This window comes from Parasaccharibacter sp. TMW 2.1884, from assembly GCF_023337695.1.
GTDB lineage: Bacteria > Pseudomonadota > Alphaproteobacteria > Acetobacterales > Acetobacteraceae > Bombella > Bombella apis.
The window spans coordinates 381321-407543 of sequence record NZ_QORR01000001.1; the positions used below are offsets into that span (position 1 = coordinate 381321).

The 26223-nt window shown below is 62.0% G+C and carries 23 protein-coding genes; 14 read left to right on the forward strand and 9 right to left on the reverse strand.

The window, feature by feature from the left end; translation table 11 throughout:
* Nucleotides 1-12: 12 nt before the first annotated feature.
* Together DTI93_RS01685 and mutS are read right to left on the reverse strand one after the other, a co-directional pair.
* Entirely contained in the window at nt 13-2889 is a 2877-nt protein-coding gene (locus tag DTI93_RS01685) for a [protein-PII] uridylyltransferase (RefSeq protein WP_249079449.1), read from the reverse strand.
* Nucleotides 2879-5596, reverse strand: coding sequence for a DNA mismatch repair protein MutS (mutS, locus tag DTI93_RS01690; RefSeq protein ID WP_249079451.1), 2718 nt, complete (start codon nt 5594-5596; stop codon nt 2879-2881). The genes DTI93_RS01685 and mutS overlap by 11 nt, the downstream gene beginning before the upstream one ends.
* A gap of 185 nt (nt 5597-5781) precedes the next feature.
* On the opposite strand from mutS, the gene DTI93_RS01695 reads away from it, so the two are divergent.
* Nucleotides 5782-6249 (forward strand): GAF domain-containing protein, encoded by a 468-nt coding sequence (locus DTI93_RS01695; protein WP_283162700.1) that lies wholly within the window; start codon nt 5782-5784, stop codon nt 6247-6249.
* 18 nt (nt 6250-6267) lie between these two features.
* On the opposite strand, the gene murJ is transcribed toward DTI93_RS01695, so the two are convergent.
* From murJ to tsaD, 4 genes are read right to left on the reverse strand one after another with little or no spacing between them, the layout of a single operon-like run.
* A complete protein-coding gene (gene murJ, locus DTI93_RS01700) occupies nt 6268-7824 on the reverse strand; it encodes a murein biosynthesis integral membrane protein MurJ (protein WP_248630422.1) in 1557 nt (518 codons plus the stop codon).
* A 3-nt stretch (nt 7825-7827) separates the two neighbouring features.
* On the reverse strand, nt 7828-8325 hold the full coding sequence (locus DTI93_RS01705; RefSeq protein ID WP_103765443.1) for a glutathione peroxidase: 498 nt from the start codon (nt 8323-8325) through the stop codon (nt 7828-7830).
* An 8-nt stretch (nt 8326-8333) separates the two neighbouring features.
* Entirely contained in the window at nt 8334-9305 is a 972-nt protein-coding gene (locus DTI93_RS01710; RefSeq protein WP_043560562.1) for an NAD(P)H-dependent glycerol-3-phosphate dehydrogenase, read from the reverse strand.
* Entirely contained in the window at nt 9302-10429 is a 1128-nt protein-coding gene (gene tsaD / locus DTI93_RS01715; protein ID WP_154981572.1) for a tRNA (adenosine(37)-N6)-threonylcarbamoyltransferase complex transferase subunit TsaD, read from the reverse strand. The genes DTI93_RS01710 and tsaD overlap by 4 nt, the downstream gene beginning before the upstream one ends.
* 69 nt (nt 10430-10498) lie before the next feature.
* On the opposite strand from tsaD, the gene hemC reads away from it, so the two are divergent.
* Entirely contained in the window at nt 10499-11548 is a 1050-nt protein-coding gene (gene hemC / locus DTI93_RS01720) for a hydroxymethylbilane synthase (RefSeq protein ID WP_043560559.1), read from the forward strand.
* Nucleotides 11549-11553: 5 nt separating this feature from the next.
* Nucleotides 11554-12234: a uroporphyrinogen-III synthase gene (locus DTI93_RS01725; protein WP_249079454.1), complete on the forward strand. Its 681-nt coding sequence runs from the start codon at nt 11554-11556 to the stop codon at nt 12232-12234.
* Between the two features lie 68 nt (nt 12235-12302).
* On the opposite strand, the gene secB is transcribed toward DTI93_RS01725, so the two are convergent.
* Complete coding sequence (gene secB, locus DTI93_RS01730) at nt 12303-12821, reverse strand: protein-export chaperone SecB (RefSeq protein WP_043560554.1); 519 nt, start codon at nt 12819-12821, stop codon at nt 12303-12305.
* Nucleotides 12822-13097: 276 nt separating this feature from the next.
* Between secB and DTI93_RS01735 the strand changes: the two genes are divergently transcribed.
* The 8 genes from DTI93_RS01735 (at nt 13098) to galE (ending at nt 20840) form a co-directional block, all read left to right on the forward strand.
* Nucleotides 13098-13793 (forward strand): Tim44/TimA family putative adaptor protein, encoded by a 696-nt coding sequence (locus tag DTI93_RS01735; protein WP_081563043.1) that lies wholly within the window; start codon nt 13098-13100, stop codon nt 13791-13793.
* A 95-nt stretch (nt 13794-13888) separates the two neighbouring features.
* Nucleotides 13889-15124, forward strand: a complete 1236-nt coding sequence (locus tag DTI93_RS01740; protein WP_227449642.1) for a murein transglycosylase A — start codon at nt 13889-13891, stop codon at nt 15122-15124.
* On the forward strand, nt 15121-15960 hold the full coding sequence (locus DTI93_RS01745) for a site-specific DNA-methyltransferase (RefSeq protein WP_086431081.1): 840 nt from the start codon (nt 15121-15123) through the stop codon (nt 15958-15960). The genes DTI93_RS01740 and DTI93_RS01745 overlap by 4 nt, the downstream gene beginning before the upstream one ends.
* A gap of 4 nt (nt 15961-15964) precedes the next feature.
* A complete protein-coding gene (locus DTI93_RS01750) occupies nt 15965-16528 on the forward strand; it encodes a Smr/MutS family protein (protein ID WP_249079456.1) in 564 nt (187 codons plus the stop codon).
* Between the two features lie 154 nt (nt 16529-16682).
* Nucleotides 16683-17822 carry an ABC transporter substrate-binding protein gene (locus DTI93_RS01755; protein ID WP_043560542.1) on the forward strand — a complete coding sequence of 380 codons (1140 nt, stop codon included), beginning with the start codon at nt 16683-16685 and terminating at the stop codon, nt 17820-17822.
* 37 nt (nt 17823-17859) lie between these two features.
* On the forward strand, nt 17860-18906 hold the full coding sequence (locus DTI93_RS01760) for an iron ABC transporter permease (protein ID WP_249079458.1): 1047 nt from the start codon (nt 17860-17862) through the stop codon (nt 18904-18906).
* Between the two features lies 1 nt (nt 18907).
* On the forward strand, nt 18908-19705 hold the full coding sequence (locus DTI93_RS01765) for an ABC transporter ATP-binding protein (RefSeq protein ID WP_043560539.1): 798 nt from the start codon (nt 18908-18910) through the stop codon (nt 19703-19705).
* Nucleotides 19706-19853: 148 nt separating this feature from the next.
* Nucleotides 19854-20840, forward strand: a complete 987-nt coding sequence (gene galE / locus DTI93_RS01770) for a UDP-glucose 4-epimerase GalE (RefSeq protein WP_043560537.1) — start codon at nt 19854-19856, stop codon at nt 20838-20840.
* Between the two features lie 38 nt (nt 20841-20878).
* Here the strand turns inward: galE and hemF are convergent, their stop codons facing one another.
* The gene (gene hemF, locus DTI93_RS01775; protein ID WP_081563047.1) at nt 20879-21784 is read right to left on the reverse strand and encodes an oxygen-dependent coproporphyrinogen oxidase; all 906 of its coding nucleotides are present in this window, start codon (nt 21782-21784) and stop codon (nt 20879-20881) included.
* A gap of 261 nt (nt 21785-22045) precedes the next feature.
* Between hemF and DTI93_RS01780 the strand changes: the two genes are divergently transcribed.
* Nucleotides 22046-22942 carry an S-methyl-5'-thioadenosine phosphorylase gene (locus DTI93_RS01780; RefSeq protein ID WP_043560531.1) on the forward strand — a complete coding sequence of 299 codons (897 nt, stop codon included), beginning with the start codon at nt 22046-22048 and terminating at the stop codon, nt 22940-22942.
* Nucleotides 22943-23017: 75 nt separating this feature from the next.
* On the opposite strand, the gene DTI93_RS01785 is transcribed toward DTI93_RS01780, so the two are convergent.
* Nucleotides 23018-23806, reverse strand: a complete 789-nt coding sequence (locus DTI93_RS01785; RefSeq protein ID WP_249079459.1) for an SDR family oxidoreductase — start codon at nt 23804-23806, stop codon at nt 23018-23020.
* A 322-nt stretch (nt 23807-24128) separates the two neighbouring features.
* Between DTI93_RS01785 and groES the strand changes: the two genes are divergently transcribed.
* Nucleotides 24129-24419: a co-chaperone GroES gene (gene groES, locus DTI93_RS01790; protein WP_043560528.1), complete on the forward strand. Its 291-nt coding sequence runs from the start codon at nt 24129-24131 to the stop codon at nt 24417-24419.
* Between the two features lie 54 nt (nt 24420-24473).
* A complete protein-coding gene (gene groL, locus DTI93_RS01795) occupies nt 24474-26135 on the forward strand; it encodes a chaperonin GroEL (RefSeq protein WP_043560525.1) in 1662 nt (553 codons plus the stop codon).
* Nucleotides 26136-26223 lie beyond the last annotated feature (88 nt).

The window sequence follows — 26223 nt, forward strand, 5'->3', positions numbered from 1 at the left end:
GCCCTGTTCCCGTCAGGAGATGTCCGCCTCCGTGTGGCGGAGCGTTTCCAGCAGGGCCGTCTGAAGGGCCCCTTCCTGCTCTGGCGTTGCCAGCTTGTGACCTTCCGCATCCGTCACATAGAATACGTCCACAGCCCGCAGCCCGTAGGTCATGATGTGGGCGGAAGAAATGTGCAGCTTCAGGCGGCTGAGCGTGGCGGTGATGTTGTACAGCAGGGCCGGTCTGTCCCGCCCGTTGACCTCGACGATGCTGTGATTTTCTGACGCATCATTGTCGATGAGAACACGGGAGGGAATGGGAAGGGCTTCCAGCCGCCGGACGAGGGGGAAGCTGGCGGCACTGAGCGTCTCGTCCAGATTGACATCCCCTTCCATGACCTGCGTGATTGTCTCACGCAGGCGTTCTACATGTTCCGGCTCCAGAAAAGCCTCGCCGTGGGGGGTCTGGAACCAGAATGTGTCCAGCACCATGCCATTGTGGAGCGTATGGATGCGGGCATCGGCGATGGTGGCCCCGCAGAGGGCCAGTGCCCCCGTGATGCGGGAGAAGAGGCCCGGCTTGTCCTTGCAGAAGACGGTCAGCTCCGTGATTCCCCGGCTCGGGAGGGGGACGATATCCATGATGATGGCGTTGTCACGCCCGTCTTCACGGTGTTGGCTGATCAATCCGGCATGGCGGACATGGCTCTGCGGGTCGAAGCTCAGCCAGTAGCCGGGGCTGCCAAGCTTCATGAAGGAGGCGATGTCTGCGGGGGCCATGTCTTTGTCCATCAGCTCCTGCCGGACGAAGGCCTTGTTGTGTTCCACCCGTTCATCATCTTCCCGGGCCTGCAGGCCGCCTTCTAGCACATCGGCTATGCGGGCATAGAGGCGGCCCAGCAGGGTGGCCTTCCATGCGTTCCATGCCCGTGGGCCAACGGCCCGGATGTCGGCAATGCTGAGCAGGAGCAGCATCCGCAGCCGCTTGGGGGACTGGATGGTGTCAGCGAGGTCCAGAATGGTCTGGGGGTCATCAATGTCCCGGCTGAAAGCCGTGCGGGATAGCAGCAGGTGGTGGAGCACCAGCCATGAGACCGTATCCGTGTCGCTGGCGGAGAGACCAAGCTGCTGGCAGATATGTGTGGCGATTTCGGCCCCGATCTCGGAGTGGTTGCCGCCCCGGCCCTTGCCGATGTCATGCATCAGCGTGGCAAGATAGAGCAGGGGCCGTTGTGTCATGGTACGGGCCAGCCTGTAGGCCAGCGGCAGCTCGTCTGCCATGCGGTTCTGCTCAATCATCCGCAGGATACGGATGGCTTCGATCGTATGGGCATCCACGGTATGGATGTGATAGCCATCAAACTGCGTCCGACCGAGGATGCGGGACCAGCCAGGCAGGAGATGGGAGAGGATGCCCGTCTCGTTGAGCAGTGGCAGCCAGAAGAGGCGGTCCTGCCATTGCTCGGGATATTGCTCCGGTACAGTAGCTGTGCCTGGTGCCGGAAGCTCAGCAGCCGGTTCGCAGAGCAGCCTGATGAAGAGGGTGGAGGCCTCATCATCATGGCGGAGGAAGGCGCTGTGCCGTTCAAAACGGATGATATGCTGTATGGCAGCAGGGTGCAGAGCCAGTTGATGGAGGCGTGCACAGTCCAGAAAACGCAGGACGGTCACAGGTTCCCGGACAAGGGCCAGCGGGTTGGGGAAACTGAGGCAGCCATCAATGCGCTGGAACCCGTCTGGCCCCGGTTCCACCCGCGGGGGGCGCTGCTGGAGCTGGTTGCGCAGGTGCAGAAGGATGGCAGGCTGGAAGACATGGGTCAGCCGCATCACGGCCCGGGCCATGAGGAAATGGTGGCGCATGAAGCGCTCCACCCCTCGCTGATGACCATGATTGCCATAGCGCATCCTGGCCCCGATAATGGGCTGGACATCAAATGTCAGACGTTCTTCATTCCGGCCGGTGATGTAATGAAGGTTGAGCCGCACCGTCCAGAGGAAGTTCCAGAGGCTGCGGGTACGGGATATTTCCCGTTGTGTCAGCAGGCCGAGCAGGGTACAGGCCGGGGCCAGCCCCTGGGCACGCTGGAGGTTGGATTTTATTGAAAGACCATTTCCCAGCACGGCATAGCCAATCCAGTTCAGGACCTGAAGGTCCCGCAGCCCGCCTTTGCCTTCCTTGATGTGTGGCTCGACCAGATAGGGTGTATCACCAAACCTCTGGTGCCGCTCCTCCCGCTGGGTGATGGCCTGGAGGACGAAGCGCTCCAGTGCAGGGCCTTTCAGATAGGCTTCCAGCTTTTCCTGGAGAGCCAGGACGAGTGATTTCTGTCCGTGGAGAGGGCGTATGTCCAGCAGGGTCGTGCAGGAGGTCTGGTCTGTTCTGGCCATCTCCATGGCACTGTCGATGGTGCGTGTGGCATGGCCGACCCGCAGCCCTAGGTCCCACAGTGTATAGAGGATGTACTCGATGGCTTTGATGAGGTTCGCAGAGGGAGGGGCCTCGGTCAGGAAGAGCAGGTCCACATCACTGAAGGGAGCCAGCAGTCCCGCACCATGTCCGCCCGTGGCACAGAGGCAGAAGGCCTCACCTGTTCCATCTTCCTGTGGGGCAGAGGGCAGCCCGGCATGGCGGGCCAGTTCTGCAATGACATGGTCCATCAGCAGGGCGAGGTTGCGGGCTGTTTCCACACCGCTCGTTTCCCGTTTTTCAAACTGCTGGCGGATACGCTCCCGTTGCAGGCCGAGTTCTGTTCTCAGCTGTTCCAGAGCTTCCTGGCGGGGCACGACGGGCTGCCAGGCCTGGCTCATGTGTGATGGAGGGGTGGAGGTGAGGGGAGCAGACATGACAGCTCTCTTGTTGGCGGCAGGCTCTGGCAGGTTTTGCAGGGTACCCGTTGCGTCATTCTGCATCCGCAACATCCTTTTTGGCAAGGCCATCCATCAGGCTTTTCAGCTGATAGAGGGCTGAATGGGCCTCCCGGGGGGAGAGGGAGTCCGGGTCCAGCCCTGCCAGTTCGTCACGCAGGGCATGGAGGGTGGCCAGTCCGTCGGTGGAGGTATGGCCAGTGGGCAGGGGGGCATCCGGTGGAGGGGTTTCCATGGCGGCCTGTTCAAACAGGGGCAGGCTGGCAGGCTGGCGGGTCTGTCCCCGTTCGCCCTCGAGGCGTGCCAGCAGGACCCGTGCCCGCTGGAGGACGGAAGCTGGAATGCCCGCCAGCTTTGCCACATGCAGGCCCCAGCTTTTCTGGGCCAGCCCGGGTCGGACCTCGTGCTGGAAGACGACATGCCCCTTCCATTCCCGCACGGCCATGGTGCAGGCGGCCAGCCGGGGGAGGGTTTCCAGCAGGGCACCGAGCTCATGAAAGTGCGTGGCGAAGATGGTGCGGCAGCGCAGCTGGGAGTGCAGGGCCTCCAGCGTGGCCCAGGCGATGGAGAGGCCATCCAGCGTCGAGGTGCCCCGCCCGATCTCATCCACCACGACAAGGGAGCGTGGCCCCGCCTGATTGAGGATGGCGGCGGTCTCCGTCATTTCCACCATGAAGGTGGAACGCCCACGGGCCAGATCGTCGGCCGCCCCCACACGGGAGAAGAGCCGGTCCACGATGCCGATCGTTGCCTCCTGTGCCGGGACGGGCAGCCCGGCCTGTGCCAGAATGACGGCCAGGGCGTTCTGGCGCAGGAAGGTCGATTTCCCGGCCATGTTGGGGCCTGTCAGCAGGATGGCGTGTTTTTCCGGTGGCAGGGTGCAGTCATTGGCGATGAAGGCCGTGTCATGAGCGGCCTGGTCGTGCAGGGCAGCTTCCACCACGGGGTGACGGCAGGCACGGAGCGTGAAGTCCTGCCCGTCCGTCATGGTGGGGCGGCACCATGTGCCACGGTCCATGATGCGGGCGCAGGAGATCAGCGCATCCAGCTCGGCCAGGGCACGGCCGACATCATCAAGGGCAGGGGTGTTGAGGCAGTGCTGGGCCAGGTCGGCAAAAAGGTGACGTTCCAGCTCGTCGGCTTTTTCCGACGCTTCCAGAATGGCCTGGTTGAGCGAGGAGAGTTCTTCATTGGAGAAGCGGGCGAGACTCGCCGTGCCCTGCCGCAGGCTCAGCCCCTCATGCTGGCGCAGTTTCCGGCCTGCCGCCGCAGGAACCTCGATGACGTAGCCGAGCTGGTTGTGATGGCGGATGCGCAGGCTGGAAATCTCATAGTCTTCCGACAGGCGGACCTGCAGCTGGGCGATCAGGCGGCGGCTGTTGTCCCGCAGGTCCCGCTGGCGGTCCAGCTCGGCATCAAAGCCGGGAGCGATGACCCCACCATCCTCGATCTTGACGGGCAGTTCGGCATTTAGGGCGGCCTCAAGCCGTTCCAGCAGGGCGTCGGCCCGCCCGTACAGGCTGGCTCCGACATGGCGGATGCGCTCGGGCATGCCGGTTTCTGTCAGTCCGCCGAGTATCCCGGTGATCTGATCCGCTGCCCGGAGCGTGTCCCGGATGGCGGCAAGGTCCCGTGGCAGGGGACGGCCGCTGGAGATGCGCCCCAGGGCACGGGCGGAATCGGGAGCCTGCCGGAGGATGTCCCGCAATGTTCCCGTGGGCTGGGGATGCTGGTGAAGCCAGTTCCAGCCCTCCTGCCGTTGCGTGATGAGGGTGAGGTCCGTGCTGGGGGTGCTGACCCAGTGGGACAGAAGGCGGGTACCGGCCGCTGTGGCTGTCTGATTGACACTGGTGAAGAGCGTGTGCCTGCTGCCGCCATCCCGGGACTGGAGAATGTCGAGACTGCTGCGGGTGGCCGGGTCCAGCCCCATGATGCTGTCCAGCCCGTGGTCGATGGGAGGGGCCAGCCGGGGGAGCCTGCCCGCCTGGCTGCGGCGGACATAGTCCAGCAGCATGGCACAGGCGATGATCTGTTCATCCCGGAAATCCCCCAGCGCATCCATCTGGGCGACCTGATAGGCGTCTGTCACGGTGCGTTCTGCGGCCTCCCGGCTGGGGGCGGCCGTGGAGGGGGTGATGATTCCGGCATGGTCCGCCGGGATCAGGGCCGGGTCGGAGAGAATTTCCGAGGGGGAGAGGCGGGCCAGCAGCTCGGCCAGGGTGTCTGCCTCCAGCCGGAGCAGTTCCAGCGTACCGGTGGAAATGTCGATCCAGGCCGCCCCGAGGCAGTGCCTGCGGCGTCTGTCCGGGGCGACGATGGCCAGGAGCGTGTTGGCCCGTCCGGCTTCCAGCAGCTCATCTTCCGTCAGGGTGCCGGGGGTGATGACACGGACGATCTCCCGGCGGAGCGGGCCTTTCTGGCCCTTGCGGGGGATTTCCGTCTGTTCGGCCACGGCCACCCGGAAGCCCCGGCGGATGAGCCGGGAGAGGTAGACCTGCGCCGTGCCCACGGGCACGCCACACATGGGGATGGGTTCCTCATCATGAGTTCCCCGGTGGGTGAGGGTGATGTCCAGCGCAAGGGCGGCCGCATGGGCATCGCCAAAGAAAAGCTCGTAGAAGTCTCCCATGCGGAAGAAGAGCAGGGCATCAGGTTCCTGCTTTTTCAGGGTGAACCACTGCTCCATGGTCGGCGTGACCTTCCCCGTTACCTGCGGGGGAATGGGAGGGACGGATGGTTTCTGGTCGACCATGCAGAAAAAAGACCTCACCGCTTTGTCGTGGCTGGGCAGCCCATGAAGATTAATAGAAGGTTAAGTTGAGATGCGATGCTTCTTATTATCATGAAATGGTGAGGGGAAGGCCAGAGTCATGATGGCAGGGCAGGGTAGAGTGGTTTCCCTTGCCACAACCTGCCCCGGGGCGGCATGGTGGCCTCATGAGTAATGCACCGGAAAATCATGTTGTTTTTGAAGATGTTCTCCCGATGGCTCAGGGGCTGCTGGAAGCCGAACGGGACGAAATCGCCAATCTGGCCAATATTGCTGCCCTGCTGTTCGAGGCGATGGCGCAGGTCAACTGGGTCGGTTTTTACCTGATGAAAGGTGGTGAGCTGGTCCTTGGTCCGTTCCAGGGCCGGGTGGCCTGCACGAGGATTGCCGTGGGCAAGGGTGTCTGCGGGGCTGCCGTGGCAGAACGGGCCGTGCAGCGTGTGGCGGATGTTCATGCCTTCCCCGGTCACATCGCCTGTGATGGAGCCTCGGAATCGGAGATCGTCCTGCCCATCATGAAGGGTGGGGAAGTGCATGGCGTGCTGGACATCGACAGTCCCGTGAAGAATCGCTTTTCGGCAGAAGATCAGGCACAGCTGGAAGCCCTTGTCCGGCTTCTGGAATCGCATCTCTGAAATTGTTTTTCCGCCTGCCTAGCGCCTGAAACGCCGGAGTAGGCGGGTACGGAGCTCCTCCAGTCCCAGCACACGCAGGGCCACGAGCAGCCCGCCATAAAGTGCGGCGCTGCTGCCGATCAGGATGATCAGGGCGCAGAGTCGGGGCAGGGCGTGCCATTCCGGCAGGCCGGTGGCCAGAAAGCGGGCACAGCCCCAGGCCCAGACGCCCATGATGAGAGCGGCCACCATGATGCGGATGGCCCGTGACAGGCTCGTGACGGTGGGGCGGAACGAGTCCCGTCTCCAGAGCAGCAGGGCCAGTGCCCCCATGTTGACGATGGCGGCCAGCGTGCTGGCCAGTGGTGGAGCCAGATGGGCCAGCGTGCGGTACAGCAGCAGGTTGAGGGCCAGATTGATCCCCATCGTGACGAAGCCGATGCGGACCGGTGTCGTGGTGTCGCCTTCGGCAAAAAAGGCCGGAGCCAGCAGCTTGATGATGATGAAGGCGGGCAGCCCGAGCGCATACATGCGGAGGGCTGCGGCGGAATTCTGCACGTCATGGGGTGTGAAATGCCCATAGCCGAACAGGGTGGCCATGATCTCCGGTGCCAGGCTGAACAGGCCGATCATGGCGGGGAGGCTGAGCAGCAGGGCGTAGTTCAGGGCCTGGTTCAGGCTGGTCTGGAGGGCGGAGCGGTCATTGGCAGCGACGTGACGGGTGAAGAGCGGCAGCAGCGTCGTGCCGAGGGCCGCCCCCAGCACGCCAAGAGGAAGCTGGTTGACCCGGTCTGCAAAATAGAGCCACGAGATGGAGCCTGTTGGCAGCAGGGTGGCGATGATGGTGTCGATGGTCAGGTTGATCTGCGTGACGCCGGAGCCGACCAGCCCCGGCAGCATCCGGCGGAGTAGCAGCCGGATGTCGGGCGACAGCGCCGGGCGGACCAGTGGCACCGTCAGTCCGGCCTTTCGGGCTGCCCAGAGCAGCCCGGCAAGCTGGGCGATACCGGAGAGGGTGATGCCCCATGCGCTGGTCGGGGCGACATGCTGGTGCCCCCAGAAGGCCCCCACAAGAATGGCGGCGATCCCGACGATGTTGAAGGAAATGTACGCCGCCGAGGCGGCTGCGAAATGGTTGCGGGCATTGAGGATGCCGGCGACCAGGGCTGCCCCGCAGATCAGCACCGTATAGGGCATGGTGATGCGGGTGAGCTGCACGGCGATGGCGAAACGGCCCGTGCCGTGGGAGCGGAAGCCGGGGGCAATGAGGTCGATCACCCACGGCATGAAGATTTCTGCCAGAATGGTCAGCAGGCTCAGCCAGAGCAGCAGGAGGGAGAAGGCCTGCCCGGCCAGCAGAAGGGCAGCCGGTGGGCCTTCCTTCTCATAACGGGATGTGAAAAGCGGAACGAAAGCGGCGTTCAGGGCCCCTTCTCCGAAGAGGCGGCGGAACATGTTGGGCAGGCGGAAGGCGATCTGGTACGCATCCTGCACGGGGCCGGCCCCCAGAAACATGGCCAGAAGCTGGTCCCGCACCAGCCCCAGCAGGCGGGACAGCATGGTCCAGCTGCCAACGGTGAGAAGGTGACGCAGCATCGTTCAGGCGTGTTTCCGGCTTACCCGGCGGATCTCCTCCAGCAGGCGGGGGGCCTGGGGGTCTGTCAGCGGGGTGAACCAGCGGTGCAGCTTTCCCTGACGGTCGATGAGATATTTGTAGAAATTCCAGCGGGGCAGGGAGAGGAAGCCTCCTTCCTTCGCCAGCCAGTGGAACAGCGGAATGGCTTCCGTTCCCCGGACGACGGAGCGTGCTGCCAGAGGGAAGCTCACGCCATAACGACGCTGGCAGAACTGGCTGATCTGCTCCGATGTCCCCGGCTCCTGTCTGCCGAAATCATTGCTGGGCACGCCAAGCACGATGAGGCCATCCGGCGTGGAATGTCCCATGTCACGCCACAGGGTCTGGAGGCCCTCATACTGTTTGGTGAAGCCACATTCGGAGGCTGTGTTGACGACCAGTACGGGGCGGCCCCGCCACTGGGAGAGGTCAATCTCGCCGCCTTCAAGGGCGGGGAGCCGGAAATCATAAAAGCTGGTCATGATGGGGCCTATTCAAAACGGGTGGGGCGGTCCAGCAGCTCGTCACGGGCCTGATGGGGGGTCAGCTCCCCGGACAGGAGACGGGTGATGACATTGATGATGGGGGTTTCGATGCCGAAACGCTGGCCAAGCTCCTGCAATGTCGGGGCTGTCAGAACGCCCTCGGCCACCGTGTCACGCTGGGCGAGGATGTCCTGTATGTTCTCGCCTTTCCCCATGGCCACGCCCAGGCTGTAATTGCGGGATCCAGCCCCCGTGGCGGTCAGGATCAGGTCGCCCATTCCGGCCAGGCCGTACATGGTACGGCCCTGCCCCCCCATGGCATCGACAAGGCGGGCCGTTTCGGCCAGCGCACGGGTGATGATGGCGGCTCTGGCATTTTCACCCATCCCGGCACCGACACTGATGCCCGCCCCGATGGCGATGACATTCTTGGCCGCCCCGGCGATCTGCACGCCCAGCGGGTCCGTGCTGGCATAGAGGCGCAGGGTGGGGGTGGTGAGGCGTTCGGTCAGCGCCGTGACGAAGGCGAGATCATGCGCGGCCAGCGTGGCTGCGGCGGGCATGCCCCGGGCCACCTCGATGGCGAAGTTGGGGCCGGAGAGAACGGCAGCCGGTCGGCCGGGCATGGTCTGCTCCACGATCTGGAGAGGGAGCAGGAAGGTGCCCCGCTCCATCCCCTTGCAGCATGTGATGACCGGCACGTCGGGCTTCAGATGCTTCTGGAGGGCCATGGTGACATCCCGCAGCCCCTGCGTGGGGACAACAAGCACCACGATGTCGGCTTCCGTCGGCAGGTCGCTGGTGACGGTGACGGCCTCTGGCAGGGTGACCTGTGGCAGGTGCGGCAGGGCACGGATGCCTGCCGGAACGGGAGTGCGTGTCCAGAGGGTGATCCGGGCGATGTGGGAGAGGGTGCAGGCCAGAGCGATGCCCCATGCTCCGGCACCGATGACGGCAATATGTGGCTGGACGGTCATGCGGATGGTTCCATCAGAGAGCTGTGTCCGGTGGAGGACGTTTCCTGTGTGGCCTGTGGCCGGTAGGGCTGGCGTTCACTCAGCGGCCAGCGGGGGCGGGGGGCCAGGGTGATGTCGTCCGGCACTTCACCCTGTTTCAGCCGTTCCAGCGCAGCCCAGCCGATCATGGCGGCATTGTCGGTGCAGAGACGTAGCGGGGGCGCAAGGAAGGTGATCCCGTGCTGGCTGGCAATTTTTTCCAGCCTCTGGCGCAGCACGCTGTTGGCCGCCACACCACCGGCCACCACGAGTGAGGTGACCTGCGGTGCCAGAGCCAGAGCATTGAGGATGCGGTCCGCCATCACGTCCGTCACGGCCTGCTGGAAGGAGGCGGCGAGGTCGGCGGCCACCTGCCGGGGTAGTGCCTCACGTCCGTATGGTTCGATGTGGCGGGCGACGGCCGTCTTGAGGCCGGAGAAGGAAAAATCGCAGCCGGGGCGGCCTTTCAGCGGGCGAGGCAGGCTGTAGGCCTGCGGGTCGCCTTCTCTGGCGAGCTTCTCCAGTGCCGGGCCGCCGGGCCAGCCCAGTCCCAGCATCTTGGCCACCTTGTCGAAGGCTTCCCCGGCGGAATCGTCAATCGTGCCTCCGAGGCGGCGATACTGGCCGGTATCCTCCACGGTGATGCACTGGCAGTGCCCGCCAGAGACGAGCAGGGCGAGATAGGGGAAAGCCGGGGCCGTTTCATCCGGCCGCAGGGCCGCAGGCAGGCGGGGGGTCAGGATGTGGCCTTCGATATGGTTGATGCCCATGAAAGGCTTCCCGCAGGCCATGGCCAGCCCCTTGGCGTAGGAACTGCCAACAATCAGCCCGCCAATCAGGCCGGGGCCGGTCGTGGCGGCAAAAAGGGCGATGTCCTCCAGCTCCAGTCCGGCCCGCTGGAGGGTCAGCTCCACCAGTTCCGGCAGGGCCTTCAGGTGGGCACGGGCGGCCAGCTCCGGCACGACACCGCCCAGGGCAGCATGATCCTCCTGCGAGAGGACGCTTTCCCCGAGCAGGGCTCCGTGGGCGTCCAGAATGGCGCAGGCGGTGTCATCGCATGAGGTCTCGATGGCCAGAAGCGGCGTCAGGTGGGAAATGTCAGACATGATTGGTTCATTATGGCGGATTCTTCGGAGCATGACACCCCTTCCAGAATCGGTTATGGAGGGAACACCATGAATGCTTCAAACTTTTCCTCCGCAGCACTTCAGAAAATTGCTGCCGAAGCGGCTCGCCGCTCCCATGCGCAGGCTCCACCGGACCGGCGCAAACTTCCCCTGCGGGTCGGGACACGGGCGTCCCCGCTGGCACTGGTGCAGACGCGGCACTTCCTGACCCGGCTGACCCGTTTCTGTCCCGTTCTGCGGGACATGGGGGCCTTCAAAGAAGAGCAGATGCAGACCTCCGGGGACCTGAACCTCAAGGACCGTCTGGCCGAGATCGGTGGGAAGGGGCTGTTCTCCAAAGAGATTCATGAACTTCTGGCCGTGGGCGGGATCGATTTTGCCGTCCACAGCCTCAAGGACCTTGAGACCCACCTGCCGCCGGGACTGGTGCTGGCCTGCACGATGAAGCGTGAGGATGCCCGTGATGTGCTGATGCTGCGCAAACGGGGCGTGACGGTTGATCCTGAAAGGCCGTTCGACTGTCTGCCAGAAGGAGCACTCGTGGGCTGTGCGTCTGTCCGCCGCCAGGCGCAGATGCTTCATGTCCGGCCGGACCTCCGCTTCACCCTGCTGCGGGGCAATGTGCAGACCCGGCTGGACAAGCTGGGGGCGGGACAGTGCGATGCGACGCTGCTGGCCTACGCCGGGCTGAAACGCCTCGGCATGGAAGACCGCATCGACGTGCCGCTCTCCCCCGAGGTGATGCTTCCGGCCTCCGGGCAGGGCATCGTGGGCGTGACGGTACGGGAGAGCGACCATGAGCTGAGGGAGCTGCTTTCTGCCATTGAGGACCCGGAGGCCCGTGCCGTGGCCACGGCGGAACGTGCCCTGCTGGCGGAACTTGATGGCTCCTGCCGGACTCCGATTGGCGGTTATGCCCAGCTGAAGGAAGGGCGGCTTCATCTTTCCGGCCTCGTGGCCAGCGAAGATGGCACCTTCCTGCTGCGCCGGGAAACTGAAGGACTGCCGGAAGATGCGGCTCGTCTGGGCTATGAGCTGGCCTGTGAGCTGCGGCGGGATACACCTCCTGCCATCTTTGCGAAGATCGTCCAGCCATAACGACCATGCGTCAGACTGTGCTGGTAACCCGGCCTGAGCCGGGGCTGAGCGAGACAGTCGGTGCTGTGCAGGCGCAGGGTTGGCGGGCCGTTGCCAGCCCTGTCATGACCATACGGCAGGAACCACCAATGGCGGACCGGCCCTGTCATGCTCTGCTGGTAACGAGCGGTCAGGCCCTGCCTTTTCTGGTCCATCAGGACCGTGACAGGCTGCTGCTGGCAGTGGGGCACCGTACGGCGGAGCGGGCTGTGGCGATGGGGTTCCGGCGTGTCGAGGCGGCATCAGGGACACAGGCCGGTCTGGAAGCGCTCTGCCGCCAGAAGGGGTTGTCTGGCTCCGGTCTTGTGCTGGCCTGCGGGCGGGGGCGGCATGGACAGCCCTACGGGGCCGATCTGGCGGCCAATCTGGGGGCGCAGCGTGTTGAGGCCTATCGGGTACAGCCTGTCAGACAGCTTGCTGCGGCGGCAAGGACCGCCTTGGCGAGCAAAGAGGTGAGTGCTGTCCTTTTTTATTCCAGTGAGACGGTTTCCCTGTTCATGGAGCTGTGCCCGCCGGACCTGTACCGGCAGCTTGGCCATTGCAGGGCCATCTGTCTCTCCCAGGCCATCGCCGGGCGTGTCGGGGAGAGCGGCCTGTGGGGGCAGGTTGAGGTCGGTCCTCCCCTGAGGCTGCTGGGAAGAGGATAAGAAAAAGGCGAACCCTCATTGGGTCCGCCTTTCCTTGTTGTGGTCTGGCCACAGCGTGTTTCCCGGCTTCAGGCTTCGCCTTCCGGCTCGGGGAAATTCTGCTCCTGCTTGGCCTGCCACAGAGCGGCAAAGTCGATGGGCTGGAGAGCCACCGGCGGGAAGCCGCCATCCCGTGTGACATCGCTGATGATGGCCCGGGCGAAGGGGAAGATCAGGCGGGGTACTTCCACCAGCAGGATCGGCTCAATGATTTCCTGCGGCGGGTTGTCCAGCGTGACGATGGCGGCATAGGCGAGCTCCGTGATGAACACCACTGGCCCGGGGGTCTGGCTTCCTTCTGCCGGGGCCTCGGTGGCCTCGGTGCGGATGATCAGCGTGACCTCATAGATGGACTGTTCTTTTTCGATGCGGTTCGCCTGCACGTCGATGTTCACGCCAACCTGCGGCGGAGCCTGAAGGGAGGTGAAGGTTGACGCACCACGGGGAACTTCGAAGGAGAGATCCTTGGTATATTGCAGGTTGATGGCCAGCGGCAGGGAGGGAGGGGTGTTGTCCTGCGGGGCCTCAGGGTTTGTCTTGTCGGACATTCGGGATCATCCTTGCGTGAACGTAACTCTAGATGGGGCGCCCGCAGGGATGAAGCCGCTTTCCGACGGGGGGATGGGCCCGCCTCCTGCGTACGCACGTCTTTTATGGCGGTAGCATGTCTTGAAGAAGGGGCCAAGCAGATGCGGTTCTTCTTTTGCTGCTGCGGTGCGAGAGGGTGGTCACTCTTGAGATTGCCGACGGGGCGGCCTACCTTTAGGGCATGATGAGGAGAGGGCCGTGCAGGCCGGCTCCGGGTGTGATGATTGGGACTTGAGATGACGGATTTCCCCTGGGATATCGTTTTTTGGGCTCTGCTGGCCGTGGCCGTGGGCAGTGCCGTGTTTTTTGTTCTGGGGCGCCGCATGGGGGCGCAGGCCATCCGGCAGGAACAGATGCCGGCAGCCCGTGCTGTTGGCCAGCGGCAGGAGGGGGGCGTGGCCGATGCCCCCAAGCCGCCGCCGTTGCCCGGCCGTGTCGGCGGAGAGCAGAAAGCGACGGAATACAGGCTCCCGGAGGCGGATACGCAGCTCGGACAGGCTCTGGCCCGAGTCGGAACGGATGTCAGCGGGTTCTCGGCAGAATATTTCCTGAAGAAGGCTGAGGATATTTTCGCCCGTACCATCAAGGCCTTTGCCTGCGCTGATCTTCCTGCGCTGGAGAAGGTTCTGTCCCCCGCCGTGCTGGAAACGTTCAGTCACGTTCTGGAGGAGCGGAAGAAGCGTCATGAGCAGGTTCATCTGGAACTGCGACGGATCGAGCGGCTGGATTATGCATCCGTGCATCCGGGAGATGGGGAGGGTGGTGCCTGCCGTCTCGGTGTCCGCATCGTGTCGTGGCAGGTCAGCTACTGCCGGGATGAGAAGGGGATGCTCGTCGAGGGAACGGAAGCCCTGACGGAGTTTCGTGATCGCTGGACCTTTGAACAGGGCGAAAATGGCCAGTGGAAGGTGGTTGCCACAGAAGCGGACTGAGGCTACCCCGCTGGGTAAGGTTGGTCTCCCGCACGGGGAGGCCGGGTATGATGAAGACCCGGTGCTTGTTCATGCCGGGGTGGGGTAACTCTGTCATGATGAAACGTCGTTTCTCCTCTGCTGGTCTGGTGCTGGGCCCTCTGATGCTTCTTCTTGCCGGGTGTATGCCCGGCGCTCCCAAGGGCAGGATGGATGTTGCTCCTGTCAGCTTCAGCCAGCTCCCCGGCTGGGAGGGAGAGGACCATACGGCGCTGGTCAACATGGTGCGGCTGGAGTGCCTGCGTATCGCCCATCTGCCTGCGGGGACTTCTCTTGGAGGCGCCGTTACCCTGCCTTATGGCCGTGACATGAAAGACTGGAAGAATGTCTGCGTGGCAGCCTCGTCGGTGCGGAGTAACAGGACGGAGGCCAGACAGTTCTTCGAGAGCTGGTTCCAGCCCTACCTCGTCCAGCAGGATGCTTTCTATACGGGATACTATGACCCTGAGGTTTCTGCCTCGCTTACACAGGGTGGAGAGTATCAGATTCCTGTTTATGCCCGCCCGAAAGACCTCCTGCGGGGGCGGGATGAAAATGGCGAGCTGGAATATGGCCATTGGGTGAATTCCGTGTTCCGGCCCTATGATGACCGGGCAACCATCAATTCTGGTTCTCTGGAGGGGAAAGGGCTGGAGCTGGCCTGGCTGAAAAGCCCTGTCGATCTGCTGTTCCTGCAGACGCAGGGCTCTGGCCGTTTGCGCCTGCCGGACGGCCAGCAGGTGTTTCTTGGTTATGATGGCCGCAATGGGCGGCCTTATGTTCCGATTGGCCGCGTGCTGGTCAAACGTGGGCTGATGAAGTCGGAAGATGTGGATGCCCAGAGCATCCGGGACTGGCTGGCCAACAATCCGGATCAGGTTGCTTCTGTCCTGGAGGCAAACCCCAGTTATGTCTTTTTCCGCCGTACGCAGCGCACGGCTGATGAAGGACCGACAGGGGGCTTTGGCCTGCCGCTGACTCCTCAGCGTTCTCTTGCCGTGGACAGGCGCTTCGTGGGGTATGGGATGCCTGTCTGGGTGAATATTAGTGGCAAGGATGCGCAGGGGCGTTTCGTGACATGGTCCCGGATGGTCTTTGCGCAGGATACCGGGAGCGACATACGGGGTGCAGCGCGTGGGGACCTGTTCCTCGGGTGGGGTGAGAAGGCCGCCAGGATTGCTGGGGATATGAAGAATCACGGTCAGATGATGGTTCTCGTCCCCCTGCCTGAGGCAAAGCAGGCTGGTGAGCAGCCGGTCGTCGGTACGGCAACGGAGGTCATGGCAGCAGGGGCGGGGCAGACAGCCAGATGATTCGTGCGCGTCGTGAGACGCTGGGGATGCATACGCTCATCCGGGGAGATTGTCTGAGTGTCATGCGGCGTATGCCCGCAGGCAGTGTGGATGTGGTGGTGACATCCCCTCCCTATAATCTGGGGCTTGCTTACCGCAGCTACAGGGACAGCCTCTCCGAGGAGAGTTATCTCGACTGGATGGAGATCATCTGCTCCAAGGTAGCCCGTGTGATGCGGGATGATGGGTCTTTTTTTCTCAATATAGCCGGGTCATCTGCCCAGCCATGGTTGCCATTCGAGCTGATGGTCCGGTTGAGGAAGCTGTTTACCCTTCAGAACCATATTTCATGGATCAAGTCCGTATCGGTAGGGGAGGTGACGCATGGGCACTTCAAGCCGGTCAATTCACCTCGCTACGTCAACCGGAACCATGAGCATATTTTCCACCTGACCAAACAGGGAGATGTGGAGCTGGACCGGCTCGGGGCGGGTGTTCCTTTCACGGACAAAAGCAACATCCATCGTCGCCAGCACAGGGAGGACCGGCGGTGTCGGGGTGATACATGGTTCATCCCCTATGAAACGGTACGGAGTCGTTCAGCCCGCTACAGCCATCCGGGGACCTTCCCCGTTGCCCTGCCGGAGCGTTGCATCCGCCTGCATGGGGTGCATCCTGAGATGATGGTGCTGGACCCGTTCATGGGAACGGGGACGAGCCTTGTGGCCGCAGAGTCGCTGAAGGTCCGCTCCATCGGCATTGAGGCCGATACGACCTATGTCCGGTTTGCACGCAAGCGTCTGCGTGCCATGATAATGCAGGGTGATACCGGCGCAGTGACGGAAGACGGGGCATAACAAGGTGGCAAGACGGACTCTGGATGATGATGAAGCGGCGCTGTGGAAAGCTTTCGTCCGGGATGTTGCCCCGTTGCGGGGGCGAAGGGAGGCTGCGGGCGGGTTTGTTCGGGAGGAGACTGGTAAGACGGAGAATACGGTAGCCCGCCAGTCGGAAGGGGGGCGGAATACAGGGATGATGACGGTCAGGCTGGTGATGGCCCAGCCGGCCAGGGCACCCCGTCCTGCCCCGCATGTGGGGGTCCGTGCTCCTGGCCTTGATGATACGCAGTGGCGTCGTCTGTCCCGTGGGCAGATGCGTGTGGATGCCCGGCTCGACCTGCATGGCTACGTCGTGCAGGAGGCTTTTGAGGAGTTTCACCGCTTCATGCAGCGCAGTCGTGTCATGGGGTGGCGCTGCGTCGAGGTCGTTACCGGGCTGGGCAGTGGCATCCGGGGAGGGAGCATCCGCCGGGAATTGCCTCATTGGCTGCATCGTGCCGACATAGCGCCCATGGTGCTGGGTGTGGTGCACAGCCATCAGGGAAATCAGGGTGCCTTGCGGCTTCTTTTGCGGAAAAAACGCTAGAAGAGAAAAGGGAGGATCATTCCGATCTTGGAGAAGGGGAAGAGGTTTTCTATAACATTAATGTCGAGAATGATTATCAATTAAAGCAGGAGGTTTCATCCATGGGGGGCACGGTGTCCCTGCGGGATGACCTTTCCGGGAAAGGCGCAAGATCATGGTTTCATTGAAAGCCCTGTTTGGCTCTGCCGGCGTCATGCTGGCAGCCCTGGCTGGCGGTATGTGGCCAGTCCATCAGGCTCAGGCGAAGGATGTGCGGGACATCACGGGGGCGGTCGTGTCCGTTCCGGATCATCCCCAGCGCATCATTCTGGGAGAAGGGCGGCTGATCTACGCCCTGGAGCCTCTGGAGGGAAAGCATCTGTTTGACCGTATCGTCGGCTGGCAGGGGGAATTCCGGGAGGCCGACAGACAGAATTATGAGCAGATGCTCAAGACATTTCCGGAGGCTGACAAGGTCGCCGTGATCGGACGGACAACCGCTGATACGATCAGTCCGGAGAAGGTGCTGGACCTTCATCCTGATCTCGCCATTTTCAGCACGACCGGCCATGGTCCCGGGCAGACTGGTGATGTGACGGCCAGGCTGCGGGCAGCGCATGTGCCTGTCCTGTTTGTGGATTTCCGGCAGGACCCGGTAAAAACGACCGTCCCCAGTATGGTCATTCTCGGCCAGGCCCTCGGGCGTGAGGCAGAAGCAAAAGCCTATACGGATTTTTATGAAAGCCGCCTGAAGGCCATCCAGTCTGTCGTGGAGACAATCCCGGAGGCCCAACGCCCCAGCGTGTTCATCAACATGCTGGCCGGGGCGCGGCAGAGCTGCTGCCATACGGCAGGGCGAGGCAACATGGGAGCCTTTATCGAGGCTGCCGGGGGGCGCAACATCGCAGCCGATCTTCTACCGGGTTATATCGGCGATGTTTCGGCAGAGATGGTCATCGCCAAAGATCCCGACGTGCTGATTCTGGATGGTACCCGGGGGCCGGGCAACAGCGGGCCGGGCCTGAAGATGGGATCACAGGTGACGCCGGAGATGGCGCAGGCCTCTCTTGCTGCCCTGCTGAAAGCGCCTGAACTTGCCGGGCTTGGGGCGGTCCGCAATGGACGTGCCTATGGTATCTGGCACACGTTCTATGACAGTCCGTTCAATATTCTCGCCATTGAGGTCATGGCAAAATGGTTTTATCCCGAACGCTTCAGGGATCTGGACCCGGATGCTGACCGCAGCCTGGTACAGAGCCGTTTTACAGTGATGCCGAACAGCGGGACATATTGGATCAAGGCGAATGCCCATTAAAGAGACAGAGACCAGAACAGACGGGCCATCAGACGAAATGGCCCGTCTTGCCGCACGATTGACAGGCATACAGGCATCCTATGTAAAGCTGACCCGCCACAGGGTGGGTGTCCTCTGCCTGATGGCAGGGCTGATCCTTTTTTCCATACTGCTTGATTTTTCCCTGGGCCCGGCCGGTCTTGGCCCGGCGGCCTTGTTTCATGCGCTCATGCATCCCTCATCCGGGACGAATGCCGTCATCGTATGGCATATCCGCCTGCCTTATGCCCTGATGGCGGCCCTGGTGGGCGTTGCTTTGGGAATATCCGGTGGGGAGATGCAGACGGTGCTGGATAACCCCCTGGCCAGCCCTTACACGCTGGGTGTGTCGGCGGCGGCGGCATTTGGGGCCTCTCTGGCCATCGTGCTGCATTGGCATATCCCTTATGTGTCGGAAAACTGGATGGTCCCGCTGGAGGCGTTCGTGTTTGCTGTGGGTTCGGCTGGTCTGCTGGAGCTGGTGGCCCGGGCACGGGGCCATTCCACGGCCATGGTGGTGCTGTTCGGTATTGCGCTGGTATTCACTTTTCATGCCTTCGTGGCCTTGATGCAGTTCATCGCTGATGAGGATGCTCTTCAGGACCTTGTTTTCTGGACGATGGGTAGCCTGACCCGGGCTGACTGGGGCAAGATTTCCGTCATGAGCCTCGGTTGCCTGTTGGTGCTGCCGTTCTGCTTCCGGGCGGCTCCGGCCCTGACAGCCCTGCGGCTGGGAGAGGACCGGGCTGCAAGCTATGGTGTGGATACGAAACGCCTGCGGATGATGTCTCTGCTGCGTATCAGTGTGCTGTCTGCCCTGGCTGTATCCTTTGTCGGGACGATCGGTTTCGTGGGGCTGGTTGCGCCCCACATTGCCCGCCGCCTGCTGGGGGAGGATCATCGTTTTTATCTGCCCGGGGCTGCCCTGTGCGGTGGGCTCATCATGTCGCTGGCCTCCATCGCGGCCAAGAACATTCTGCCGGGGGTCGTGATTCCGGTGGGGATTGTTACCTCACTGGTGGGAATTCCTTTCTTCCTTGCCGTGGTTCTGAGAAAGGGGGCCTGAAATGGGGAACTGTCAGACACATCAGCTGGAAGTTGAAAATTTCAGTGTCCATTATGGGCGGCGGCAGGTCCTGCATGACATGACGCTTGCCCCCATGCGGGCCGGGCGTGTAACGGCCCTGCTGGGGCCGAATGGCTCGGGCAAGTCCACCTTCATGCGGGGAGTTGCCGGCCTGACCCGGGCGGAGGGATGTGTTCGCCTTGCCGGGCAGGATCTTTCAAAACTGGGGGTTGGTGAGCGGGCCAGGCTGGCTGCCTATCTGCCACAGAGCCTGCCGCCTGCCGTTCATCTTCAGGTGATCGAGGCGGTGATGGTGGCCCGTCGGGCGGGGGAGGCCGTGTCTGCCGAGTGTGCCCTGCGGGAAAGCACCGACGTTCTGGAGGAGCTGGGTATCGGCAGGCTGGCCCTGCGCTACATGGATGAACTGTCTGGTGGTCAGCGGCAGATGGTGGGACTGGCGCAGGCCCTGGTGCGCCGTCCGGCCATGTTGCTGCTGGATGAACCCTTGAGTGCGCTGGACCTGCGGTATCAGTTTGCCGTCATGGACGTCGTCCGTCGTGAGACACGGAAACGTGATATCGTGACGCTACTGGTTGTTCACGATCTGAACATCGCTCTGCAACGTGCTCATGATGTTGTCTATATGCGGGATGGTCGGCTTGTGGCACAGGGGGCTGTCATGGCCGTGACAACACCTGCCGTGCTGGGAGATGTCTATGGTGTCCAGACCCGTCTGGAGGTCTGTCCCCGTGGGCTGCCCCATGTGCTGGTGGATGGCATTATTGGGAGTGATGGCTGAGGCACTGTGCTGCCGGAAAGTCCCATGATGACCCGCACGGATACCATGGCGTGTTTGTCAGGTAGGGACAGGATGAGCCATTGCCCAGTAACGGACTGTTTTCAGATGTCGTGAGTTCTTTCGGGGCTTTTCTGGTCAGGAGGCCCCGATGCGTTATCTCGTGACGGGTGGTGCCGGTTTTGTTGGCAGTCATGTCGTGCTTGCCCTGCTGGATGCAGGGCATGAAGTTGCTGTTCTTGATGATCTGAGCACAGGGCATCGGGCAGCCGTGCCACCTGGTGTCCCTTTCTTTCTGGTCGATCTGGCCAGTCAGGAGGCCACAGCGGGTGTGATGGCCCAGGGGCCGTGGGATGGTGTGCTGCATTTCGCTGCCCTGTCCCGTGTTGGTGACAGTGTGAGAAGGCCCCTCCATTATCTGAGGCGGAATTATCTCACCACGCTCAATCTCATCGAAGCCTGTGTGGCCCATGGCGTGAAGAAATTTGTCTTTTCCTCCACAGCGGCACTGTTTGGAGGAACGGAGCGCACTGGCCTCATTTCAGAAGCGGCATCTGTTGATCCCGGTTCCCCCTATGGGGAAAGCAAATTCATGATCGAACGTGTCCTGCATTGGGCTGACAGGATATACGGCATGAGAAGCGCCTGCCTGCGTTATTTTAATGCTGCTGGGGCCGATCCCGCTGGAAGGGCAGGTGAAGATCATCGGCCTGAAACGCACCTGATTCCTTTGACGATCGAGGCTGCGTTGGGAATGCGGCCAACGCTGAAGCTGTTTGGCCTGGATTATCCAACGATGGACGGGTCCTGTATTCGTGACTATGTGCATGTCGCCGATATTGCCGAAGCCCATCTCAGGGCGCTGGAGCAGATGGAGCAGGGCAGCATATGCTACAATATCGGGACCGGGTGTGGTTATTCCAATCTGGAGGTTATTGCCAGTGTTGAAAGGGTAAGCGGCCGGTCGGTACCTTGGGAGCCTGCTCCAAGGCGGGAAGGAGACCCTGTCAGACTGGTGGCAGACCCGGCACGACTGCACGCCGATACAGGCTGGACGCCCAGATTTGCAGGGCTTGACATGATTGTTGAAACAGCCCTGCGCTGGCGGCAGGCTCATCCGCAGGGCTATGCTGACTGATCATTCTTCAGCTCCGTATGGAGCTGGACATGAATGCTTCAGGGCCAGATGACTTCTGGTGGCATGGACATCAGGATGGCCTCGGTATTGCCGCCTGTTTTCAAGCCGAAGAGCGTCCCCCGGTCATAAAGGAGGTTGAACTCCACATAACGGCCCCGTCGCCTGAGCTGGGCCTGACGGTCTCCATCCGTCCAGGGAGTGAACATCCGCCCCCGGACGATGCCGGCATAGCTGTTCAGGAAGGCTTCTCCCACATCCCGGGTGAAGGTGAAGTCATTGGCGAGGTTCTGGCTGTCCAGCCAGTCATAGAAGATGCCGCCCAGCCCACGGGGTTCGTTGCGGTGTTTCAGGAAGAAATACTCATCACACCATTTCTTGAAGCGGGGATAGTAGTCCGGGTCGTGTCTGTCGCAGGCCTCCTGAAAGGCCCTGTGGAACGTGGCCGCATCTTCGAGGGCTTCCGGGCTTTCAGGGAACATGGGCGTGATGTCGCCACCCCCACCGAACCATCCCTTTGAGGTGATGATCATGCGGGTGTTGAAATGCGCCGCACTGACATGGGGGTTGCAGGGATGGGCCACCAGAGAGATGCCTGTGGCAAAGAAGCGTGGGTCCTCCGCCGCACCGGGAATGGTCTTGCGGAATTCTGGTGAAAATTCCCCCCAGACGGTTGAGACATTCACGCCAACCTTCTCAAAGACACGCCCCTTCATGACAGACATGACACCACCGCCACCTTCAGGCCTCTCCCAGGCCGTACGCTGGAAACGCCCCGGCAGCTCATGCCCGGCCAGAACGGGAGCGTCCCCGGCTGCTGCCTCGTCTTCCAGAGCCTCATAGGCGGCGCATATCCTGTCACGCAGGCTTTCGAACCAGCTGCGGGCCTCGTCCGTCAGGCCGGCATGGGGCAGGTCGGGCAGGGCAAAAGGCGTTGAGGATGGCATGGGCATCTCCTGATCTGTGTGGGGCAGAAATGGATGGTTTGTCACTCTGGGGTGTCATGCTGTTCATAGGCCAAAAGGCTCATTCTGGCTTACTGGCTTTTCCTGATGTTGTAAAAAGGGCAGGCAACCCTGCCTATTGATTTTTGGGTTGGTCTTCTGAAAGACTGTCCGCTATCTGATGAGAGGACTGCCGGAAGGGTTGTGCGGGACTGTGTGCCCTGCGAGCGGCGACCGGGTCGAGGCAGGATGGAGTGAGGATTTATGGTTGCAGACAAGATGATCGAACCTGTCATTGGTGTCATCGGGGGCTCAGGCCTTTATGAGATTGACGGGCTGGAAAACCGGGAGTGGCGGCGTTGTGAATCCCCTTGGGGCGCTCCTTCCGATGAGCTCCTCTTTGGCACGCTGGAGGGGGTGCGCTGCGTGTTTCTGCCCCGTCATGGCCGTGGGCATCCCATTCCGCCCTCACGTCTGAATTACCGTGCGAACATTGATGCCCTCAAGCGGGCCGGTGTGACGGACATCATCTCTCTCTCTGCCGTGGGGTCTCTGAAGGAAGAGCTGGCTCCGGGCCATTTTGTGCTGGTGGATCAGTTCATTGACCTGACACAGGGGCGTCCCCGGACCTTTTTTGAGGAAGGCTGCGTGGCCCATGTCAGCATGGGTGAGCCGGTTTCCGCCCGCATGGCCACCACGCTGGCTGATGAGGCCGAAAAGCTGGGTATCACGGTTACACGGGGCGGCAGCTATGTCGTTATCGAGGGGCCGCAGTTTTCCACCCGGGCCGAGAGCGAGCTTTATCGCTCATGGGGGGCGTCGGTCATCGGCATGACGAACATGCCGGAGGCCCGTCTGGCCCGTGAGGCAGAAATGAACTATGCCACCGTTGCCATGGTGACCGATTATGACTGCTGGCACGAAGAGCATGAGCACGTCACGGTGGATGCTGTCGTCCGTACCATGAAGAGCAACTCCAAACATGCCCGGGAGCTTGTTCGCCGGGCCATTCCGGCCCTTGGCAAGGCCCGCCCCATCTGCACCGGTACCGGTGCAGCCGAGCGTGCGCTGGACAATGCCATCATCACGCCGCCGGAAGCCAGAGACTTCTCCGTTCTGGCCCGTCTGGACGCTGTTGCGGGGCGTGTGCTGTTCAGCTGAGCGCCAGCCTGATGGCTTTGTGAAGGGAGGGCCTCCCCGCTGGATGGCGGGGAGGTCTTTCTGCATGCAGGGCTTTCAGAAACCGTGAAGCAGGCCCCCGTCAACCGGGATGCGGGTCCCGGTGATGTAGGCCGCCAGAGGGCTGGCCAGAAAGGCGGCCATGTGCCCCAGCTCTTCGGGTTGGCCGTAGCGGCCTGCGGGCACGCCGTTTTCTTTCTGCCTGCGGAACTCTTCGAGCGGAATACCAGCCTTTTCAGCCCGTATTCTGTTCAGGGTGGCGACGCGGTCCGTCTCGAAGCGGCCGGGCAGCAGCGTATTGACCGTCACGCCATCATGGGCGACCTCCCGGGCGAGGGTTTTGCCCCAGCTGGCCAGTGCGGAGCGGAGTGCGCTGGAGAGAACGAGGTTGGGAATGGGCTCCACGATACTGGTGGAGGACACCATGATGATCCGGCCGAACTGTCGTTGCCTCATGCCCGGCAGATACTGGCCGACAAGCTGCATGACAGGCAGAAGCATCGTGGCGGTTTCTTTCTGCCAGAGTGCCGGATCGCAGGCCGCGGCAGGCTCCAGGGGCGGTCCGCCGCCATTGCCGATGATGATGTCCGTCTCCGGCATGATATTCTGGAGGGCTGTCAGGCAGGTCTGTACGCTGTCTGGTGCCGAGAAATCCACGGTATGCCAGTGCGGGGTGATGCCGGTATCGGCTGCCAGATCATGAGCGGCCTGCCGCAGTCTGTTTTCATCACGGGCCAGCAGACAGGGGCGGACGCCTTCCCGTGCCAGGGATCGGGCAATGCCCAGTCCCAGCCCCCGGCTTCCTCCCATGATGATGGCTGTTCGTTCTTGCAGATGCAGGTCCATGATGGCCTCTCCTGATCCTGTAAAGACGCCCCTTTTCAGGGAATGGAAAAGAGAAGTTTTCACCTCTTTGTGGTCAGGAGCAAGAGGGAATGAAACGGTGTGGTTCATGACAGGATGCGCCTGTTCATGAATGTTTGTTTGAAAGTAAGAACGATTAAAAAATCTCCGGTGCCTCGGAGGGGAGTTCTTGACGCTACAGGGGGGCATCACTATCTCTCATTCGCCCCGTTTGATCGGGGAGTTTACTGGTGCGCTGCTAGAATGAGCGCAATAACCCGGCTGCGCTGCTTTATGGAAGGGCCAGCCTAAAATGGAGTGATCCATGACGAAGTTTCGTCCCCTTCACGACCGTGTAGTGGTCCGCCGTCTGGACGGTGAAGAAAAAACCGCCGGTGGCATCATCATTCCTGAAACCGCCAAGGAAAAGCCGATGGAAGGCGAGGTCCTGGCCGTTGGGTCCGGTGCCCGCAATGAGCAGGGTCAGGTCGTGCCGCTGGATGTCAAGGCTGGCGACCGTGTCCTGTTTGGCAAGTGGTCCGGTACCGAGGTGAAGATCGGCGGTGAAGACCTGCTGATCATGAAAGAGAGCGACATTCTGGGCATCGTCGGCTGAGGCCACATTTCCGGACATTTTTCTCTCTGACCATCTTTGAAGGAATTAGGTGTTATGGCTGCTAAAGACGTGAAATTTGGTGCTGATGCCCGTGAGCGCATGCTCCGTGGTGTTGATATTCTTGCCAATGCCGTGAAGGTGACGCTCGGTCCGAAGGGCCGCAATGTCGTTCTGGACAAGAGCTACGGTGCCCCCCGCATCACCAAGGACGGCGTTTCCGTCGCCAAGGAGATCGAGCTGGCCGACAAGTTCGAGAACATGGGCGCACAGATGGTGCGTGAAGTGTCCTCCAAGACCAACGATGTGGCTGGTGACGGCACCACGACCGCTACCGTTCTGGCCCAGGCCATCATCCGTGAGGGTGCCAAGGCTGTCGCCGCCGGCATGAACCCGATGGACCTGAAGCGTGGCATCGACAAGGCCGTGCTGCGTGTCGTGGAAGAACTGAAGACCCGCACCAAGAAGATCTCCTCCCAGGATGAGATTTCCCAGGTCGGCACGATCTCTGCCAACGGCGAGTCCGAAGTCGGCAAGATGATCTCCGAAGCCATGGAGAAGGTCGGTCACGAGGGTGTCATCACGGTGGAAGAGGCCAAGGGCCTGCACACCGAGCTGGATGTCGTGGAAGGCATGCAGTTTGACCGTGGCTACATCTCCCCGTACTTCGTGACGAACACGGAGAAGATGACGGCTGATCTGGAAAACCCCTACATCCTGATCCATGAGAAGAAGATCTCTTCTCTCCAGCCGATGCTGCCGCTGCTGGAAAGCGTCGTGCAGTCTGGCCGCCCGCTGCTGATCATCGCCGAGGAAGTCGATGGTGAGGCTCTGGCCACGCTGGTCGTCAACAAGCTGCGTGGTGGCCTGAAGATCGCTGCCGTGAAGGCTCCGGGCTTCGGTGACCGTCGCAAGGCCATGCTGGAAGACATCGCCATCGTGACCGGTGGTCAGGTCGTCTCCGAGGATATCGGCATCAAGCTGGAATCCGTCACGCTGGACATGCTTGGCACGGCCAAGAAGGTGCATATCGACAAGGAGAACACCACCATCGTCGAGGGGGCCGGTGCTGCCGAGGGCATCAAGGGTCGTTGCGCCCAGATCCGCTCCCAGATCGAGGCCACGACATCCGACTATGACCGTGAGAAGCTCCAGGAGCGTCTGGCCAAGCTGGCTGGTGGCGTTGCCGTCATCCGTGTCGGTGGCAGCACCGAGGTCGAGGTGAAGGAGCGCAAGGACCGTGTTGATGACGCCCTGCACGCAACCCGCGCCGCTGTTGAGGAAGGTATCGTCCCGGGTGGTGGTACGGCTCTGGCCCGTGCAAGCCTGCTGTTCGATGACCTGACCTTCGAGAATGACGACCAGCGTGCTGGTGCCCAGATCGTTCGCAAGGCTCTTCAGGCTCCGCTGCGCCAGATTGCCCACAATGCTGGTGAAGATGGTGCCGTGATTGCTGGCAAGGTGCTGGAACTGAGCAACTATAACGAAGGCTTTGACGCCCAGAAGGGTGAGTACAAGGACCTCGTGGCTGCCGGTATCATTGACCCGACCAAGGTCGTCCGCACGGCCCTTCAGGATGCAGCCTCCGTGGCTGGCCTGCTGATCACCACCGAAGCCATGGTTGCCGAGCGTCCGGAGAAGAAGTCCGACGATGCTGCTGGTGCCGGTATGGGTGGCATGGGCGGAATGGGTGGCATGGGTGGTATGGGCGGCTTCTGATCGCTCATCCTTCCCCATCCCGGTCACTCTGGCCGGGATGGCCTCCTGTCCCGTACAGGCAGAAAGAAAAGCCTCGCTCTTTCGGGAG

Coding starts and splice junctions, on each gene's coding strand:
- DTI93_RS01685 (WP_249079449.1), bottom strand. CDS start 2,889: ATGCAGAATGACGCAACGGGTACCCTGCAAAACCTGCCAGAGCCTGCC.
- mutS (WP_249079451.1), bottom strand. CDS start 5,596: ATGGTCGACCAGAAACCATCCGTCCCTCCCATTCCCCCGCAGGTAACG.
- DTI93_RS01695 (WP_283162700.1), top strand. CDS start 5,782: ATGAGTAATGCACCGGAAAATCATGTTGTTTTTGAAGATGTTCTCCCG.
- murJ (WP_248630422.1), bottom strand. CDS start 7,824: ATGCTGCGTCACCTTCTCACCGTTGGCAGCTGGACCATGCTGTCCCGC.
- DTI93_RS01705 (WP_103765443.1), bottom strand. CDS start 8,325: ATGACCAGCTTTTATGATTTCCGGCTCCCCGCCCTTGAAGGCGGCGAG.
- DTI93_RS01710 (WP_043560562.1), bottom strand. CDS start 9,305: ATGACCGTCCAGCCACATATTGCCGTCATCGGTGCCGGAGCATGGGGC.
- tsaD (WP_154981572.1), bottom strand. CDS start 10,429: ATGTCTGACATTTCCCACCTGACGCCGCTTCTGGCCATCGAGACCTCA.
- hemC (WP_043560559.1), top strand. CDS start 10,499: ATGAATGCTTCAAACTTTTCCTCCGCAGCACTTCAGAAAATTGCTGCC.
- DTI93_RS01725 (WP_249079454.1), top strand. CDS start 11,554: ATGCGTCAGACTGTGCTGGTAACCCGGCCTGAGCCGGGGCTGAGCGAG.
- secB (WP_043560554.1), bottom strand. CDS start 12,821: ATGTCCGACAAGACAAACCCTGAGGCCCCGCAGGACAACACCCCTCCC.
- DTI93_RS01735 (WP_081563043.1), top strand. CDS start 13,098: ATGACGGATTTCCCCTGGGATATCGTTTTTTGGGCTCTGCTGGCCGTG.
- DTI93_RS01740 (WP_227449642.1), top strand. CDS start 13,889: ATGATGAAACGTCGTTTCTCCTCTGCTGGTCTGGTGCTGGGCCCTCTG.
- DTI93_RS01745 (WP_086431081.1), top strand. CDS start 15,121: ATGATTCGTGCGCGTCGTGAGACGCTGGGGATGCATACGCTCATCCGG.
- DTI93_RS01755 (WP_043560542.1), top strand. CDS start 16,683: ATGGTTTCATTGAAAGCCCTGTTTGGCTCTGCCGGCGTCATGCTGGCA.
- DTI93_RS01760 (WP_249079458.1), top strand. CDS start 17,860: ATGGCCCGTCTTGCCGCACGATTGACAGGCATACAGGCATCCTATGTA.
- DTI93_RS01765 (WP_043560539.1), top strand. CDS start 18,908: ATGGGGAACTGTCAGACACATCAGCTGGAAGTTGAAAATTTCAGTGTC.
- galE (WP_043560537.1), top strand. CDS start 19,854: ATGCGTTATCTCGTGACGGGTGGTGCCGGTTTTGTTGGCAGTCATGTC.
- hemF (WP_081563047.1), bottom strand. CDS start 21,784: ATGCCATCCTCAACGCCTTTTGCCCTGCCCGACCTGCCCCATGCCGGC.
- DTI93_RS01780 (WP_043560531.1), top strand. CDS start 22,046: ATGGTTGCAGACAAGATGATCGAACCTGTCATTGGTGTCATCGGGGGC.
- DTI93_RS01785 (WP_249079459.1), bottom strand. CDS start 23,806: ATGGACCTGCATCTGCAAGAACGAACAGCCATCATCATGGGAGGAAGC.
- groES (WP_043560528.1), top strand. CDS start 24,129: ATGACGAAGTTTCGTCCCCTTCACGACCGTGTAGTGGTCCGCCGTCTG.
- groL (WP_043560525.1), top strand. CDS start 24,474: ATGGCTGCTAAAGACGTGAAATTTGGTGCTGATGCCCGTGAGCGCATG.